The sequence below is a fragment of the Ruegeria sp. YTSA105 genome (assembly GCF_059610225.1).
Genome location: NZ_JBXWNE010000006.1, coordinates 146085 through 162005, shown reverse-complemented (window position 1 = coordinate 162005; position 15921 = coordinate 146085). Strand labels below are relative to the sequence as shown.

Below are 15921 nucleotides of genomic sequence, written 5' to 3'. Positions count from 1 at the left end.
TTTCCCGTTCGAACCCGCAGACTGACCGGGTGATCCGGGGGAATGAATGAATATTGCGCTGATTGGTTTGGGGATGGTTTCGGGAACGCATGTTGCTGCCATTCAGGCATCGGAGCGAGGTCTCAATCTTGCTGGCGTCCTAGGGCGCAATCCTGAAAAAGCAGCTGAGTTCGCGCAGCGAAACGACACCCGCGCGTTCAGCTCGGTTGAGGAAATCGCAAACGACTCAAACGTCGACTTTGCGATCATCGCTACCCCGCCTGATCAGCGCACAGAGTTGGTGCGGGTTCTTTCGACCGCTTCGAAACCGATCCTGATGGAAAAGCCCATCGAAAGAACGCTGGACGCCGCGACGGCCATTGTCGAGCAGTGCGAGGTGTCTGGTGTTCCGCTGGGCATAGTCTTTCAGCACCGCGCCCGCGCCGCTTCGCAGGCGCTGAAATCAGCCATTGAACAGGGTGAGCTGGGCGCGATCGCCACGGTGGAGATCCGTGTCCCCTGGTGGCGTGATCAGAGCTACTATGACGAGCCGGGTCGCGGCACTTACGCACGCGACGGAGGCGGTGTCATGATCTCGCAGGCAATCCACACGCTTGACCTTGCGATGTGGCTGCTGGGGCCGATCTCGGGCATTCAAGCCATGATGAGAAAAACTCCGTTACACGATCTCGAGGCCGAGGATTGGGCAGGTGCAATCCTTGAAATGGATAACGGCGCGGTGGGAACGTTGATGGCAACTACTGCCGAATATCCTGGGGCCGCTGAATCTATCACGATCCAGGGCACGCGCGCCAAAGCGCATCTGGATTCAGGTGTCCTGACCTTGACCACTTTCGATGGTCGGAAATCCACGGTTGGCGAAACGTCCGCCACAGGCGGAGGGGCCGATCCCATGGCGTTCACTCATGAATGGCACCAGACGGTTATCGAGGATTTCGCCAAGGCCGTCGCCGGTGGAACGAGGCCGCTGGCCAGCGGACGCAGTGCCCTTTTGACTCACGCCGTCATAGACGCGATGCAGATCGCCAATCGAACCGGCCAGAAAACACGAGTCGCCTCATGAGCCTGACCTGCGTCGCCCTTGGTCTGGACCACCGCCATATCTATGGCATGACGGAAAACATGCGTAAAATCGGCGTGGACTGCGTCGGCTACTGGACACAAGGCGATCCAGAAACGCTGCCGGGCTACGTCAAAAGGTTTCCCAATATTCCGCGGCTGGCCCGATTGGAAGACGCCCTAACCTGCGGGGCGGATCTAGCGCTGATTTCCGCAATTCCGGCAGATAGGGCCGCGTTGACGATCCGCGCTATGCAGAACGGCATGGATGTCATGAGCGACAAGCCGGGCTGCACGACGTTCGAGCAACTCGACCAGATCAAGCGAACGGTCGCGGACACCGGTCGAATCTGGTCGGTAAATTTTTCTGAACGATTTGAAACGCCGGTTAGCACCATGGCGACCGAGTTGGTCGAGGCCGGCGCCATAGGGCGCGTGATCCAAACGGTCGGACTTGGCCCGCACCGATTGAACCGGGCAACCCGGCCGGAGTGGTTTTTTAGGCGTGACCGCTATGGCGGAATTCTGACCGACATTGCCTCGCATCAGATCGATCAGTTCTTGCATTACACAGGTTCGGAAACCGCGGAAATCACAAACGCTTACGTGGCGAACTACGCAAACCCCAAGGATCCCGGGTTGCAGGATTTTGGCGAGGTCAATCTACTAAGCGAGAATGGCACCGGGTACATCCGGGTTGACTGGTTTACGCCGGATGCCCTTCCGAACTGGGGGGATGGTCGTCTGACGATCCTAGGAACCGAAGGCTATATCGAGTTGCGAAAATATGTTGATGTGGGTGGGGCCTCAGGGACAGACCATCTGATCATCGTCAACGGTGAAACCTGCCAAAAGATCGACGCATCTGACGCCGGCCTTCCCTACTTTGCGCGCCTCGCCGATGACATCCGTAACCGGACCGAAACTGCAATGACGCAGACCCACTGCTTTAAGGTCATGGAACTGGCGCTACGTGCGCAGGAAATGGCGGAACGCAGATGATCAACGTTGCGATCCTTGGCGCTGGTATCGGTGCGCAACATCTGAGCGCACTGGAACGGCTTGACCGCGACTTCCGCGTAGCCGCCATGGTCGACCAGAATACGGACCGGATCGAACAGATTCGACAGAACGCGAATTTTCGAGCACTGACCAACATTCAAGACGCGCTGGATGATCCGGCGATTGATGTCATCGACATCTGCCTGCCGCCCCATCTGCATGTACCGACCACCCTTGAGGCACTGGCGGCAGGAAAACACGTTGTCTGCGAAAAGCCTCTTGCGACCTCGATGCAGGATGTGGATCGGATCACGGCAGCCGCACGCAGCGCGGGCAAGCAGGTGTTTCCGGTCTTTCAATACCGGTGGGGCCCGTCACTGGCCCAACTGCGCCACTTACAACGCGCAGGCCTGACCGGAGCGGTCCAAACTGCCGCGCTTGAAACCCATTGGTCCCGAGAGGCGGACTATTACGCGGTGCCGTGGCGAGGAACATGGGCCGGTGAACGCGGCGGCGCGGTTCTGGGCCATGCCATCCACAACCATGATCTGCTGACTCATATCGCGGGCGATATCGCCTGGGTGTCTGCAATGACAACGACGCGGGTCAACCCGATCGAGACGGAAGACTGCGCCGCGATCTGCTTTGGCATGACTTCCGGAGCATTGTGCACAAGCAATATCACACTAGGCGCCGCCACGGACGAAACCCGCCTGCGGTTCGTCTTTGAAAAGGTGACCGCCACCTCTGGCACGGAACCCTATGCCCCGGGCCAAACGCCTTGGACATTCGCCGCGCGGGATCCGGCGGATCAAGCCGCTATCGACGCGGCTCTTGCCGCCGCCGCTGCCGAGCCAACGGGGTTCGAAGGTTTTTTTACCGAAGTCGGCAAAGCGCTGCGGTCCGAGGCAAATTCGGCCGTTACGCTGAAGGATGGCGCTGCGTCCATCGGCCTTGTTACGGCGATTTATCACGCGGCGCGCACCGGGCAGCGCGTTGCCCTTCCCATCAGGCCCGATCACCCACTGTATGAAGGATGGCTGCCATGAAACAATGCTGGCGTTGGTTCGGACCCGAGGATCCGATCGCCCTGGCCGATCTCCATCAAGTCGGGGTTCAGGGAATCGTCACCGCGCTGCATCACATCCCACCCGGACAGCCTTGGGATGAACAGAGCATCGCCGAACGGCAGGCCGTTCTTGCCGCGGCCGGGTACAGTTGGGACGTTGTCGAAAGCCTGCCCGTATCGGAGGCGATCAAGACGCAGTCGGCAGACATGGCCGAGCATCTGCAGGCGTACAAGTCCAGCCTCAGGGCCCTGTCCGTCCGTGGCGTCAAAATTGTTTGCTACAACTTCATGCCGATCCTGGATTGGACGCGCACCGCCCTTCGTGCCCCACAGCCGCATGGCGGAACGGCCATGCTGTTCGACCTGACCGATTTTGCAGTTTTTGATATACATATTCTCGAACGTCCGGGCGCGTCCGAAGACTATTCCGGCGACGTCCGCCAAGCGGCCAAGGATCGCTTCATGCGCATGTCGGATGAATCCAAGGCCCAGTTGCAGCACAATGTCACTGCGGGGCTGCCCGGCGCCAACGATCAGTGGAGCGTAGAGGACGTGAGCGGCTTGCTGCAGACATATGCCGAGATAGACCGTGACCGGCTGCGCGCAAACCTCATCGACTTCCTGTCTGAGGTCGCCCCGATAGCCCAAGAATTGGGGGTGCGCTTGTGCTGTCATCCCGATGATCCGCCCTTCTCGTTGCTCGGTCTGCCGCGGGTCATGTCCAGTACCGAGGACTACGGCGCCGTACTGGATGCGGTTGATATGCCCGCGAACGGCGCAACCTTGTGTACCGGATCGCTGGGTGTTTCCCCTGAATTCGATGGGCCGGAGTTCGTTCGCCGGCATGGCGACCGGATTCACTTTGTTCACTTGCGAAACACCCGACGCATCGCGGGGTCAGACAGCCAGAAGCCCGATTTCTATGAGGCTCCGCATCTGGAGGGCGACACTGACATGATCGGAACCATTCGCGAGCTGATGAAAGAACAACGCCGCCGCAAATCTCAAGGGCGGGACGACTGGCAAATTCCTATGCGACCCGACCACGGACAAGAGCTGCTGAGCGATCTGGGCGGACACAGCACTCCCGGCTATCCGCTGATCGGACGAATGCGCGGGCTGGCAGAATTGCGCGGCATCATGGCGGCGTTTTCCTGACACGTCGGATCAGGCAGTTTCTTTCCGTCCGTAACACTTCTTTGCTTGCCTGTGCGCCGCATTCTTCGTTTACTTGCGGGACGTAAACGGGCAGCGGGGTGTCTTCCGGACTCGCCCGACGTCTGTTCAAGACGCGTGAAACTCCCGCGAAAACCGATGCCTTGGGGCATCATTTTTCGAAACGTCTGCCAGACGGCAACGACGGAAGAACGGGAGGATTCCAAATGAAAACCGCAGGCGTAATCGGTCTTGGCGACATGGGCAGCGGCCTTGCCAAGAACCTGATCAAGAATGGCTTTGAAACATCCGGTTTCGACCTGAGCGTGACACGCATGGCGGCATTTGCCGACATGGGCGGCCGGCCCAAGGACAGCGTGGGGCAAGTCGGTCGTCACGCCGCCACTGTGTTTGTCATGGTGATGAACGGAGATCAGGCCCGCGATGTCATCTTGGGTGAAAACGGGCTGGTTCCGAACATGGCGAAAGGCGGAACGGTCATCCTGTCGGCGACCATTACCCCGGCCGAAGCCCGCGCCATCGGGCAGGATATGGAGGGCTCGGGCATCCACCTAATAGACACCCCTGTCTCGGGTGGGTTCCTCGGCGCGCAGAACGGCACATTGACGATGATGGCTGCCGGTGCTGCGGATGTGCTGGACAGAAATGCAGAAGTCATGCAGGCAGTGTCCGCAACCATTCATCGGGTCGGAGAAAACGCCGGCGACGGGCAAACCGTGAAAGCCTGCCTGCAATCTCTGATCGGATCGATCTTTTCCGCCACATTCGAGGCTGCGGCCCTGGCGGCCAAAGCCGGTGTCAGCGGTCAGGCATTACTTGATGTGTTCTCCTCATCCAGCGCGGGGTGCGGCGTCGTGAATACCGCCCTTGAAAACATCATTGATCGCAAGTTCGAGGCCACCGGTAGCCATATCGCAACCATGCACAAGGACCTGACTATCTCGCTGGCACTGGCCGGTTCGTTGGGCGTTCCAATGCACACAGCGTCATCCGCAATGCAGATCTTTCACGCAGGAAAAACCAAATACCCGAACGGCGACAACTGGGTGTGTACTCAGGTCATCGAAGAGATCGTTGGCGCAGAATTGCATCGCTGAGGGGGGACGAACATGAAACTTGGTGTGATTTGCGACGGCATTTCCCGCGAACTGCGGCATGCCGTGGACGTAATGGACGAATTCGGTCTGGACTATGCAGAGCTTCAGTTCGTTGGAGATACGGAGGTCGGGGACCATTCCCCGCAGGAAATTGCCGAGATCGACGCGCTTTTGCGCGACCGGGGCAAGCCTGTGTCATGTCTGTCACGCCATATCTTTGCGGGGATGACAGCTGCCAACAGGCCCGGCGACGACCTGCACACTCGGCACATGGACGCCTTGAAACGCGTAATCGACATGGCGCATGTTGTTGGGTCTCCGCTCGTTCGGATCATGACCCAACGAAAAGAGCAGATACTCTGGGGAAAAAACGGCGCCGAGAAATGGAACGTGGCGCATGGGGTGTGGGACTCGATGCCGCCTCTGATCGCGCCGGCGGTTGAACTGGCAAGAGCTGAGGGGGTGACGCTTGTCGTGGAAACCGGAAACGGCACGCTGGTCAATTCCAACTATACAGCCCGCAAACTGATCGACGAGTTGGATGCAAAGGATGCGTTGAAGGTACTTTGGGACCCCGGAAACAACTGCTGGTGCCATGAACTGGCATACCCGGACGGTTACGAAGAACTGCGCGGCGGCTATTTAGGTCACATTCACATCAAGGACGTAAAGGTCGACACGCCACGGGCAACGCTGGAAGTGCGCCGTATGGGGGAAGGTCAGCTCGCGCCCCTATTCCAACCCATCGCGGACGCGCTCCGATCCGATGGCTATGATGGCGTGATTTCCTTGGAAAGCGTTTATCATCCCGGCAACGAAAATTTCGAAGATGGGTTTCGTTTGTGCGTAGACAGGTTCAAAAGCCTGTTTGCATGAATGAAAGTCATAGAATGTTATAAATCAAATACTTAAGCCTCAAAGTTGAATGCCGAATGGGGTGCGGAAAGCTGGGCGCATTCGCGCAAGATCAAGGAAAGGATCTGATGGATGAAGCAAGAGTTTTTTGAGCTGTCCATTGAAACGCCCGGCAAATCCCTCGCCGACATCAGCGGGGTGGTTCAGGGTGCGGTGTCTGACCATGAACTTGGCTCGGGCCTGCTGACCCTTTGGTGCGTCCACACCGGTGCCGCGCTGTTGGTTCAGGCCAATGCCGATCCCGAGGTGGTCAAGGATATCGAGACGTTCTTCGAAGAACTGGTCCCCAAATCACCAGGCAAATATCACCATCGCCCGAGCGAAGACGACAACGCGCCATCGCATTTGCGGGCGCTGTTGACGCAAACGCAGGTGTCCATCCCGGTCGAACAGGGGCAGCTTCCGCTGGGCCGCGTACAAAGCCTGTATCTCTTCGAACATCGCGAGGCACCCAAGACACGACGATTGAAGGTGCACTACATCGGGACGTGATGCCTTAGGTCCCGTGGCGCGTTGACGGTGTTACCGCCCCATCCAGCCCCCGTCGACAACAAGGATTTCACCGTTGACGTAGTCCGACGCTGCAGAAGCCAAAAAGACTACAGGTCCGGCAAAATCACCAGGCGTACCCCAACGGCCTTGGGGTGTTCGTTCCAGAATCGACTTTGATCGGACCGGATCGTCCTGCAGGGCTTGGGTATTGTCGGTCGCGATGTAGCCGGGGGCGATTGCATTCACGTTCACACCCTGCCCGGCCCACTCATTGGCCAGGGCCTTCGTCAGCTGTCCAATCCCACCTTTCGAGGCCGCATATCCGGGAACGGTGATGCCGCCCTGAAACGTCAGCAGCGAGGCGGTGAAGATGATCTTGCCCGAGCCGCGCGCCAGCATGTCCTTGCCGATCTCGCGAGACAGAACAAACTGAGAGGACAGGTTGACCTCAATCACTTCGTCCCACCAGTCGTCCGGGTGTTCGGCGGCAGGTTTGCGTTTGATTGTTCCGGCATTGTTGACAAGGATATCAGGGGTTTGTCCATCGGCTCTTAACTGATCAATAAACCCATGCAGTGCAGAGCGGTCCGAGAAGTCGCATTGGTAAGCCCGGAAACTGCGCCCCATCGCGGTGACGGCTTTTTCGACCTCCGAGCCGGACAGCTCGAGCGAGGCGGACACTCCGATGATGTCTGCTCCAGCCGATGCCAATGCCTCGGCCATGCCGCGCCCGATGCCGCGTTTGCATCCGGTCACAAGGGCCGTTTTTCCCGTCAGGTCGAAACTTTGCAAAACACTCATGAACGCGGTCCTACTTCGATCAGGCTTTTCATTGCGGTTGGGCTGCGATCCAGTGCTTCGAACGCGGCCTGAATGTCTGCCAGAGGGCTGACATCAGTGATCACGACATCCGCGTCCACTCCGCCCGAGGCGACAACTGCGATCGCCTTCTCGTAATCCTCCGGCTCATAGACCCGAGCACCGATCAGTTGCAGCTCTCGCCAGAAGAATTGGAAGAGGTCGATCTTGGGTTTTTGAGCATGGATCGCGACCATCACGATCCGGGCCCGCGTCGCGGCAACGGCTGTCATCGCATCAACACCGGGCTGCGTTCCCGATACCTCGAAAACTACATCCGCCCCTTTGTCGCCCGTGCGCCCGTTGATCGTGGCCACCAGATCGGTTTCGATTGGGTTGATCGTGTCAAAACCAAGCTTTTCGGCAATGGCCAAGCGGTTTGGGTTCACTTCGGAAATCACGACGTTTCCGCCCGCGTCCCGCGCAACCATGGCAACCAGGATGCCGATCGGGCCGCCGCCGATGACGACGACGTCCTCGCCAGATTGCAGGCTAGACAAGCGCACATCGTGGCAGGCAACGGCGACCGGCTCGATCAGCGCCGCGTGATCCATGCGCAAGTCATCCGGTAGAACGTGCAAGGTGTGGGCCGGAACGGTCCAGATCTCTTGCATGGCACCATCGGTATCGAGGCCGAGAAACTTGAGGTTCTGACAGATATGCTGATGCCCCCGTTTGCAGGCCGGGCACTCGCCGCAGTGATCAAGCGGTCGGACGACGACCTTTTGGCCGGGCTTTATCGTATCGACGCCCTCGCCCACCGCTTCTACGACACCGGACATCTCATGCCCAATTACCCGGTTCAGGCCGACACGGGCATCCATGTTGCCGTGGTAGACGTGCATATCCGTCCCGCAAATCCCGCAATAGGCAACGCGAATGGCGGCCTCGCCGGGGCCCGGTGCCGTCGCCTGAGCCTGTTCCACGGCAAAGCTCTTGTTGCCCCTGTAATACGCCGCAGAGATCGTCTGGGTCGTCATGTATGCATCTCCCTGTGTTCCGCATTCAGTTTGTCCCAGTCGAATTCCACTCCGGTCCCCGGCGTATCCGGGGCCACGGCCAGGCAGTCTTCCACGACCAGCGGACGGGTCGTGTACTGGTCTATCGGGAATGAGTGTACTTCCAGCCAACCCGCATTGGGCTGCGCAGAAACAAGGCTGACGTGCAGCTCCTGCATGCCATGGCTACAAACCGGAATGCCGTGCTGGGCGCTCAGCGCGGCCACGCGCAACCAGCCGGTAATCCCGCCACAGTTTGAGGCATCGGGCTGGATGAAACTCAGCTTCGCGTCATCAAAGGCGTACTCGAATTCGTGAATCGTGTGCAGGTTTTCACCCATAGCAAGGGGCACGCCCGTGGCTTCGGCAATTCGGCCATAGCCTTTGTAATCGTCTGGAATTGTCGGTTCCTCGAACCACAGGGTATCGCAGTCGGCGAACCCTCGGGCTGCCACGATGGCCTGCTCGACGCTCATTGAGTAATTCGCGTCGACCATGAAGAACCGGTCCGGCCCCAACATTTCGCGCACCGCCCGGGCCCGCGCCAGATCATCGGCCAGATCCGGTTGACCGACCTTGATCTTGACCGCGTTGAACCCACGCGCAAGGTAGCCTTCGGTCTGCAACAGCAGTTTCTCCAACGAGAAATTCAGGTCGATCCCGCCGGCGTAGGCCTTGCACCGTTTGGACGCTCCACCAGCCATTTGCCATAGTGGTGCATTCTGCGTTCGGCCGCGAATGTCCCAAAGGGCAATATCCACGGCCGAAATGGCGAACGAGGCGATCCCACCCCGTGCCACATAGTGCACATGCCATTGCATGGCATCGTACAGGCTTTCGATCTGTTCGGCGCCTTGTCCAACCAGGAACGGCGCTAGATCATGCTGGATCATCGCCAAGATGGCATGACCGCCCTTGCCGCCCGTATAGGTATACCCAACCCCCTCAACCCCATCCGACGTTTGAATGGTAACGGTGATCAATTGAAAGAACGTGTGATCGCCATGTTTGGCGTCGACCAGGACTTCGGCGAGCGGGACGTTGAACAGCCGCGCTGAAACACTTTCTATGCGATTCACGAACCCAAGACCTTCTGCTGCCTGGCAATAACCCGAGACTGTAAGAGGATGACCACAAAAAGAAAGCCTCCACGTATGACCATCTGCCAATAGGCGCTGAAACTGATGGTCCCCTGACCGTTTTCAAAGTTCAGAACGTTGAACACCAGACCCAGCAAAAGCGCTCCGGCCACGGTCGCAGGGATCGAACCCATCCCACCTGTCAACAAGGTGCCGCCCACAACAACGGACGCGATGGCCGACAATTCCCATCCGATGCCCTCAAGGGGTTGTCCGGCTCCAAAACCCGAGGCCAGAAAGACGCCAGCCAGCCCTGCGCAGCCGCCCGAAAGCAGGTAGACGAAAGCCTTGGCGCGATTCACCTTCAGACCCATGAGGTTCGAGGCATCCTCGCTGCCACCGATCGCCAAGACGGTCCGCCCGATGGTTGTTCTTTCCAGCACCAGCCACAGTACCAGCGTCAGTCCGGCCACTATGACTATTGCCCATGGAAACAGACCAAACGCCTGCCCCATGCCAAGCTTGGTGAAGTTCGACCCCCAATCAACCGAAATTGTCTGGGCGCCCGAAATCACCAGTGCGCCGCCTTTTGCGGCCAGCATGGTGGCCAGCGTGGCGATGAAGGGCGGAATCCGAAGGATGATGATGCAAAAGGCGTTGATCGCTCCGAAGCCCACCCCGGCAAGCACGGCCCCCGGCAGCGCAACCTGAATCCCGTATGGGCTGAGATAGGCCGCAACAACCGACGTAAAGGCCGCAACGGATCCAACCGACAGATCAATCCCGCCGGTCATGATCACAAAACACATACCCAGCGCAATCGCGATGAACATCGCGTTGTAGTTCAGGAAAGACGAGAAATTGTAGGCGCTGCCAAAGTTGTCATAGCGCATCAGCCCAAACAGGATCAAAGCCAGCAGTGCGATCCACACCGTCACCGAAGCCGAATTGCGCCGAAGGTACTTTCGCAGGTCAAAAGCCGTTTCATCCAACATCGATCAAGCCCTCCGGAACTGCTGGACCCAGACGGCCAGGATAATAATGACCGCTTTGGCGATCAGTGCAACTTCGTCCTCTACCCCGTTGGCCAGCAATGTATATTTGACCAACTGGATGATCACAGCACCCAGTATGGCACCAAAGATCGGCGCCCGTCCGCCTTGTAAAAGAGCCCCGCCAACGACAGCGGCCGCGATGGCGTCAAGCTCCATCAGATTGCCGTTGCGCGCGGCGTCCGAGGCCGAGTTGATCGCAACCACGATCAGACCAGCCAAGCCCGCAAGCACCGCGCAGATGACATAGGCCCCGATCTTGACCCGCCGGACGGGACCACCGGCCAGATAGGCCGCGCGTTCATTGCCGCCGATCGCTAGCAGGTAGCGGCCCCAAGTGGTTCTGGTGATCACCCAGAACAGCACACAGGCAATGGCCAGCGCCAGCCAACCCTGGAACGGCAAGCCAAGCACCTTGCCGGTTCCAAGATAACTGAATGAAGGGTTGGAAAACGTCTGCAGGTTCCCGTTCGTCAAGACTTGGGCAATACCGCGACCCGAGATAAAGAGAATGAGCGTCGCAATAATGGGTTGCACATTCAACACGGCAACCATCACACCGTTGAACACCCCGCATAGCCCGGCGATAAACAGCGGTAGGACAATGGCCAAAGTGACGCCCAGCATCGGATAGGCAGCGCCCAGATCCGACAGGAAAATCAGCGGAGCAACTGCCCCCGCCAGTGCCATGACCGCACCGACCGAAAGATCGATACCACCCGTGGCGATCACCAGCGTCATGCCCATGGCCACGATGGCGATCGTGGCAACCTGGCTGATATTCACGAACAATGTTTGCAGTTGCAGGAAATTGGGGGTGAAAAACGCGTTGAACACCAATAAGGCGACCAACGCGGCGATGCCGCCGTGAAAGCGGAAGGGCATTGAGGCGACCCGTTGCGGCAACTTCATTGCTCGGTCCATGAACCAGATCCTCCTTCATGATGCGCAAGCGCGCGCACCAGTATGTTCTCGGTAATCCCGGGGTTGGTCAGTTCCTTGACCGAGCGCCCCTCGTGCATGACCACGATGCGGTCGGCGCCTTCTACCAGTTCTTCGAATTCTGAACTAATGAGGACCACGCCAAACCCCTTCTCGACGTAAGACCGAATGAACGATTGGATCTCTCGCTTGGCGCCGACATCCACGCCTCGGGTCGGCTCATCGAGTATCAGGATGTCGGGCTGCGTCGCCAGCCAACGGGCAAGCAGCACCTTCTGCTGGTTGCCGCCGGACAGCTCGCGAATGGGTTGGTCCATATGCGCCGCCTTGATGCCCAGATCGTCGATGAAGGCCTGAACGATCTCTCGCTCGCGGGCAAAATCGATCTGACCACGGCTGGCTAGTTTCGGCAAAAGGGCCAACGTTATGTTCTCACGCACGGACATGTCGGGAATAATCCCTTCGGCCTTGCGATCTTCGGTCAGAAAGCCGACCCCGTTTGCTATCGCTTCACCCGGTCCGGACGGTTGCCCGACCGCACCGTGTATCTCGATTGCGCCGCTGAGTGCTCCGTCCACGCCGAACAAAGCGCGCGCCGCCTCAGTCCGGCCAGAGCCCAGCAACCCGCCCAACCCAACGATTTCCCCGCGGTGGAGCGTGAGGTCGAAATGCGTCAGTCGTGGGCCTGTCGAAACAGAGTCGGCCCGCAGAACGATATCGCCTTTCTTAGCCTTGGCGCCGGCGAAGTCCGTCAAACCGTCTGCCGCAATCTCGTCCTTGTTGCGGCCCAGCATGTCCGCGATCATTTCCAGCTTGGTCGTGTCCTGGACATTGCGAGTGCTGACAGTGCGCCCGTCGCGCATCGTTGTGACCCGATCGCAGATCTGGAACAGCTCATCGAGGAAATGCGAGACATACAGAACGGACACGCCCTGTTTCTTCAACTCGCGCACCACACCGAACAGAACCTCGACCTCGCTGGCATCAAGCGACGACGTCGGCTCGTCCATAATGACCAGCTTCGCGTCAAGAGAAACAGCCCTCGCAATCGCAACCAACTGCTGGATCGCAGTCGAGAAATTTCCTAGCGGCTCAGTCACGTCAATTTCTATGCCAAAGCGCGCAAGAACCTCGCGTGCGCGCCTGTTGCCCTCGCGCCAGTCGACCAAACCGAGACGTTTGGGCTCGTACCCCATGATAATGTTCTCGGTCACCGACCGCAGCGGAACCAGGTTGAGCTCCTGATAGATCGTGGCAATTCCGGATTCCTGCGCTTCGCGCGGGGTGGAAATGCGGCTAGGCCCACGCGCCAAATGGACGTCGCCGGCATCCCGATCGTAAACTCCGGTCAGAACCTTGATCATCGTCGATTTGCCGGCACCGTTCTGACCGATCAGCGCATGAACCTCGCCAAGTGCGATCTCCAGACTGGCCTGGCTCAGTGCCGGTACGCCGGCAAAGGACTTTTCAATTCCTGACATCGAGACGAGCGCATTCATAAGATGTCTTCCTCCGATTGCTTGCAGGCGGCACCGACCACAGGCCAGCACCACCCACCAGGGAGAATCAATAAGCTTCGTCGATGTGATCAGCCGCATTGTCTTTGGTAAAGATGCGATCTTCGACTTTCACCCATTCCGGGATCGTCTCGCCAGCCGCGTATTTCTTCATGATTTCACAAGCCAGAGGACCGAAGAAGGGCGAGCTTTCCACCGTGACCCCCATCTTGCCATCGATGATGGCCTGAAGAGCATCGCGTGTCCCGTCGATCGAAACGATGGTCACATCCTCGCCAGGCTTGCGGCCGGCCAGTTCCAGAGCCTGGATCGCGCCGATCGCCATTTCGTCATTGTGGGCGTAGACCACGTTCACATCGGGGTGCGCCTGCAGCAGGGTTTCCATCACCTGACGACCCATGTCGCGCGCAAAGTCACCGGTCTGAGAAGCCACGATCTCAAAGCGGTCGTCCGCTGTGATCGCGTCGTCGAAACCCTTTTTACGGTCATTTGCAGGTGAAGAACCAGTTGTGCCTTCCAACTGGACGATGACGCCCTTGTCGCCGTCGAAATTTTCCATCAGCCATTGCGCGGCCCGGTTGCCCTGATCAATGAAGTCCGATCCCAGGAATGCTACGAAATGCTCGCCTGGCTTGGCGACAGCCGGATCAACCGAGCGGTCCACGAGAAAAGTCGGAATGCCGGCGGCGCGTGCTTTCATAACCGCCGGAATCAGTGGCTTTTCTTCCCTTGGAGGCAGAAACAGAACGTCGATGCCTTGTGCGATCATGCTGTCCACATCCGCAACCTGCTTGGCCGCAGATCCAGCTGCATCCGTCGCGATAAGGTCCCAGCCGCAGGCCTCGGCCGTGTCATGGAACGATTTGGTCTCGGCAATGCGCCACGGATTGTTCGACTCCATCTGCGCAAAGCCAACTTTGTAGCGCTCCTTCTGCTCAAGCTGTGGCAGATCCTGCGCAATCGCAGTCGTGCCCAACAGCGCACCCGCGACAACCGTCGAGATCAAAAGAGTTCTGCGTTTCATGGTTATTCCTCCTCCATTGGTGCGGTCGCCAACGTTTTGACCGCGAGTTTTAGGTCATGCCCAATTCATGTAAGTCGTCTGTTTCCTCAGATAGCCATCGAAGCCATATGCGCCGTCTTCACCCCCAACCCCGGACATACCCCAACCGGTATGAAATCCCTGCACGGCCTCGCCATTGGAGCGGTTCAGATACAGTTCGCCGAACTTCAAACGGCTCGGGGCCTCCATCAATCGCCGGTGCGATGCCGTAAAGAGATAGGCAGACAGCCCGAATGATGTGTCATTCGCTACGTCTATCGCCTGATCAAAATCATCTACTCGCATGGCTGTTGCCACGGGGCCAAAGACCTCCTCTTGCATCGCGGCATTGCTGTTGTCTGAGACCTCAAGAACCGTCGGGGACATCCAGTGCCCCTTATGGTGCGCCCCGTCCGTCAGGGGCCCACCTGCAAGATGAACCGTGGCGCCTTCGGCGATGCTGCGCTGGATGATCTCGGCGACCTTGGTCACTTCGGCCTTGCTGACTTTGGGACCCAAATCGCAGTCGTCCATCGGTTCCCCGATCGACAAAGCGCGGACCGCGGACACGAATTTTTCCAAGAACTGATCCGCAATGCCGCGATGCAGATACATACGCTCGTTGCAGGTGCAAATCTGGCCGCAATTGGCAAACCGGGCGGCAATGGCGGCCGAAACGGCGGCGTCAATATCCGCATCCTCCATCACGATGAACGGAGCCTTACCGCCAAGCTCGAGCCGGACAACCTTGATCCGGTTGGCCGCGGCGCGAAAAATCTCTTTCCCGGCGCGTGTGCTGCCGGTCATCGTGATCAGTGACGTATCGGGGTGTTCGACCAACCGCTGCCCTACCACCGGCCCCTTGCCTGTCAGAACATTAAGAACACCGGGCGGAAACCCGACCTTGTTGGCAAGCTCGGCGACCGCAAGACCGGATAGCGGCGTGATTTCGTGCCCCAACAGAACTACGGTGTTGCCCGCGACTAGCGCGGGTCCGACCTTCCTGGCGGCCAATGCCAACGGATAGTTCCAGGCCGTCAACGCAACAACAACGCCATAAGGATGACGCCGGATCTGGATTTCCTCGGACTCGTTGTCCGACGCAACTATGTCACCCGAAATCCTCCGGGCCTCTTCAGCCGCATGGCAAAGAAAGGTGACGGCAGCATCCACTTCACCTCGGGCTTGCGAGATCGGCTTGCCCTGCTCGGCGGTGATCAGAGCAGCCAAACGACCGGCGTCGATCCGGACAGCCTCAGCGAGCCTCAGGACCAGTCGAGCCCGCTCGATCGCCGGGCGCGAGGACCACGAGCCAAAAGCCCGATGGGCCGCCTCGACCGCCGCATCCGCGTGAGCGGCAGCGCCATCTGGAACTAGCGCAACGATCTCTTCATTCGCAGGGTTTTCGACAACAACCGTGTCCGCGTCAAGGTCGACAAAGCGGCCATCGATGAACATCGAATGCCGAACGACTTGACCCAACCCCCCCACTACAGACCGCAATTTCGCCTCCCGCGCTTGCTCGGTCAAACCACAATGGCGACCGCACCACCGATCAAAACACTAATATTATTATTTAGTCAACACTAATATTAATTACTATCCGCTAATATTAGTTGCACG

The 15921-nt window shown here is 58.7% G+C and carries 15 protein-coding genes; 7 read left to right on the top strand and 8 right to left on the bottom strand.

Features of this window, described 5'->3' with window-relative positions; genetic code table 11:
• The first annotated feature begins 46 nt into the window (after positions 1-46).
• The 7 genes from AC2FH2_RS10180 (at position 47) to AC2FH2_RS10150 (ending at position 6810) form a co-directional block, all read left to right on the top strand.
• Positions 47-1063, top strand: a complete 1017-nt coding sequence (locus tag AC2FH2_RS10180) for a Gfo/Idh/MocA family protein (protein WP_496823427.1) — start codon at positions 47-49, stop codon at positions 1061-1063.
• Positions 1060-2061, top strand: a complete 1002-nt coding sequence (locus AC2FH2_RS10175) for a Gfo/Idh/MocA family protein (RefSeq protein ID WP_496713116.1) — start codon at positions 1060-1062, stop codon at positions 2059-2061. The genes AC2FH2_RS10180 and AC2FH2_RS10175 overlap by 4 nt, the downstream gene beginning before the upstream one ends.
• Entirely contained in the window at positions 2058-3110 is a 1053-nt protein-coding gene (locus AC2FH2_RS10170) for a Gfo/Idh/MocA family protein (RefSeq protein WP_281994847.1), read from the top strand. Before AC2FH2_RS10175 ends, AC2FH2_RS10170 begins: the two co-directional genes overlap by 4 nt.
• Positions 3107-4288 (top strand): mannonate dehydratase, encoded by a 1182-nt coding sequence (gene uxuA, locus AC2FH2_RS10165; RefSeq protein WP_281994848.1) that lies wholly within the window; start codon positions 3107-3109, stop codon positions 4286-4288. The genes AC2FH2_RS10170 and uxuA overlap by 4 nt, the downstream gene beginning before the upstream one ends.
• A 224-nt stretch (positions 4289-4512) precedes the next feature.
• Positions 4513-5403, top strand: a complete 891-nt coding sequence (locus AC2FH2_RS10160) for an NAD(P)-dependent oxidoreductase (protein WP_496823426.1) — start codon at positions 4513-4515, stop codon at positions 5401-5403.
• Positions 5404-5415: 12 nt separating this feature from the next.
• Positions 5416-6279 (top strand): sugar phosphate isomerase/epimerase family protein, encoded by an 864-nt coding sequence (locus tag AC2FH2_RS10155; protein ID WP_496689777.1) that lies wholly within the window; start codon positions 5416-5418, stop codon positions 6277-6279.
• Between the two features lie 111 nt (positions 6280-6390).
• Positions 6391-6810 carry a secondary thiamine-phosphate synthase enzyme YjbQ gene (locus AC2FH2_RS10150; protein ID WP_496689776.1) on the top strand — a complete coding sequence of 140 codons (420 nt, stop codon included), beginning with the start codon at positions 6391-6393 and terminating at the stop codon, positions 6808-6810.
• Positions 6811-6840: 30 nt separating this feature from the next.
• On the opposite strand, the gene AC2FH2_RS10145 is transcribed toward AC2FH2_RS10150, so the two are convergent.
• From AC2FH2_RS10145 to AC2FH2_RS10110, 8 genes are all read right to left on the bottom strand, one after another.
• A complete protein-coding gene (locus AC2FH2_RS10145) occupies positions 6841-7611 on the bottom strand; it encodes an SDR family oxidoreductase (RefSeq protein ID WP_093961700.1) in 771 nt (256 codons plus the stop codon).
• Complete coding sequence (locus tag AC2FH2_RS10140; RefSeq protein WP_496823425.1) at positions 7608-8648, bottom strand: zinc-dependent alcohol dehydrogenase; 1041 nt, start codon at positions 8646-8648, stop codon at positions 7608-7610. The genes AC2FH2_RS10145 and AC2FH2_RS10140 overlap by 4 nt, the downstream gene beginning before the upstream one ends.
• On the bottom strand, positions 8645-9745 hold the full coding sequence (locus AC2FH2_RS10135) for a mandelate racemase/muconate lactonizing enzyme family protein (protein WP_496693914.1): 1101 nt from the start codon (positions 9743-9745) through the stop codon (positions 8645-8647). The genes AC2FH2_RS10140 and AC2FH2_RS10135 overlap by 4 nt, the downstream gene beginning before the upstream one ends.
• Entirely contained in the window at positions 9742-10740 is a 999-nt protein-coding gene (locus AC2FH2_RS10130; RefSeq protein WP_142634806.1) for an ABC transporter permease, read from the bottom strand. Before AC2FH2_RS10130 ends, AC2FH2_RS10135 begins: the two co-directional genes overlap by 4 nt.
• A 3-nt stretch (positions 10741-10743) precedes the next feature.
• Positions 10744-11721 (bottom strand): ABC transporter permease, encoded by a 978-nt coding sequence (locus AC2FH2_RS10125; RefSeq protein WP_496823424.1) that lies wholly within the window; start codon positions 11719-11721, stop codon positions 10744-10746.
• Entirely contained in the window at positions 11706-13238 is a 1533-nt protein-coding gene (locus tag AC2FH2_RS10120; protein WP_496693915.1) for a sugar ABC transporter ATP-binding protein, read from the bottom strand. Before AC2FH2_RS10120 ends, AC2FH2_RS10125 begins: the two co-directional genes overlap by 16 nt.
• Before the next feature lie 67 nt (positions 13239-13305).
• Positions 13306-14280 (bottom strand): ABC transporter substrate-binding protein, encoded by a 975-nt coding sequence (locus AC2FH2_RS10115; RefSeq protein WP_281994854.1) that lies wholly within the window; start codon positions 14278-14280, stop codon positions 13306-13308.
• Positions 14281-14334: 54 nt separating this feature from the next.
• A complete protein-coding gene (locus tag AC2FH2_RS10110; protein ID WP_496823423.1) occupies positions 14335-15801 on the bottom strand; it encodes an aldehyde dehydrogenase family protein in 1467 nt (488 codons plus the stop codon).
• Positions 15802-15921 lie beyond the last annotated feature (120 nt).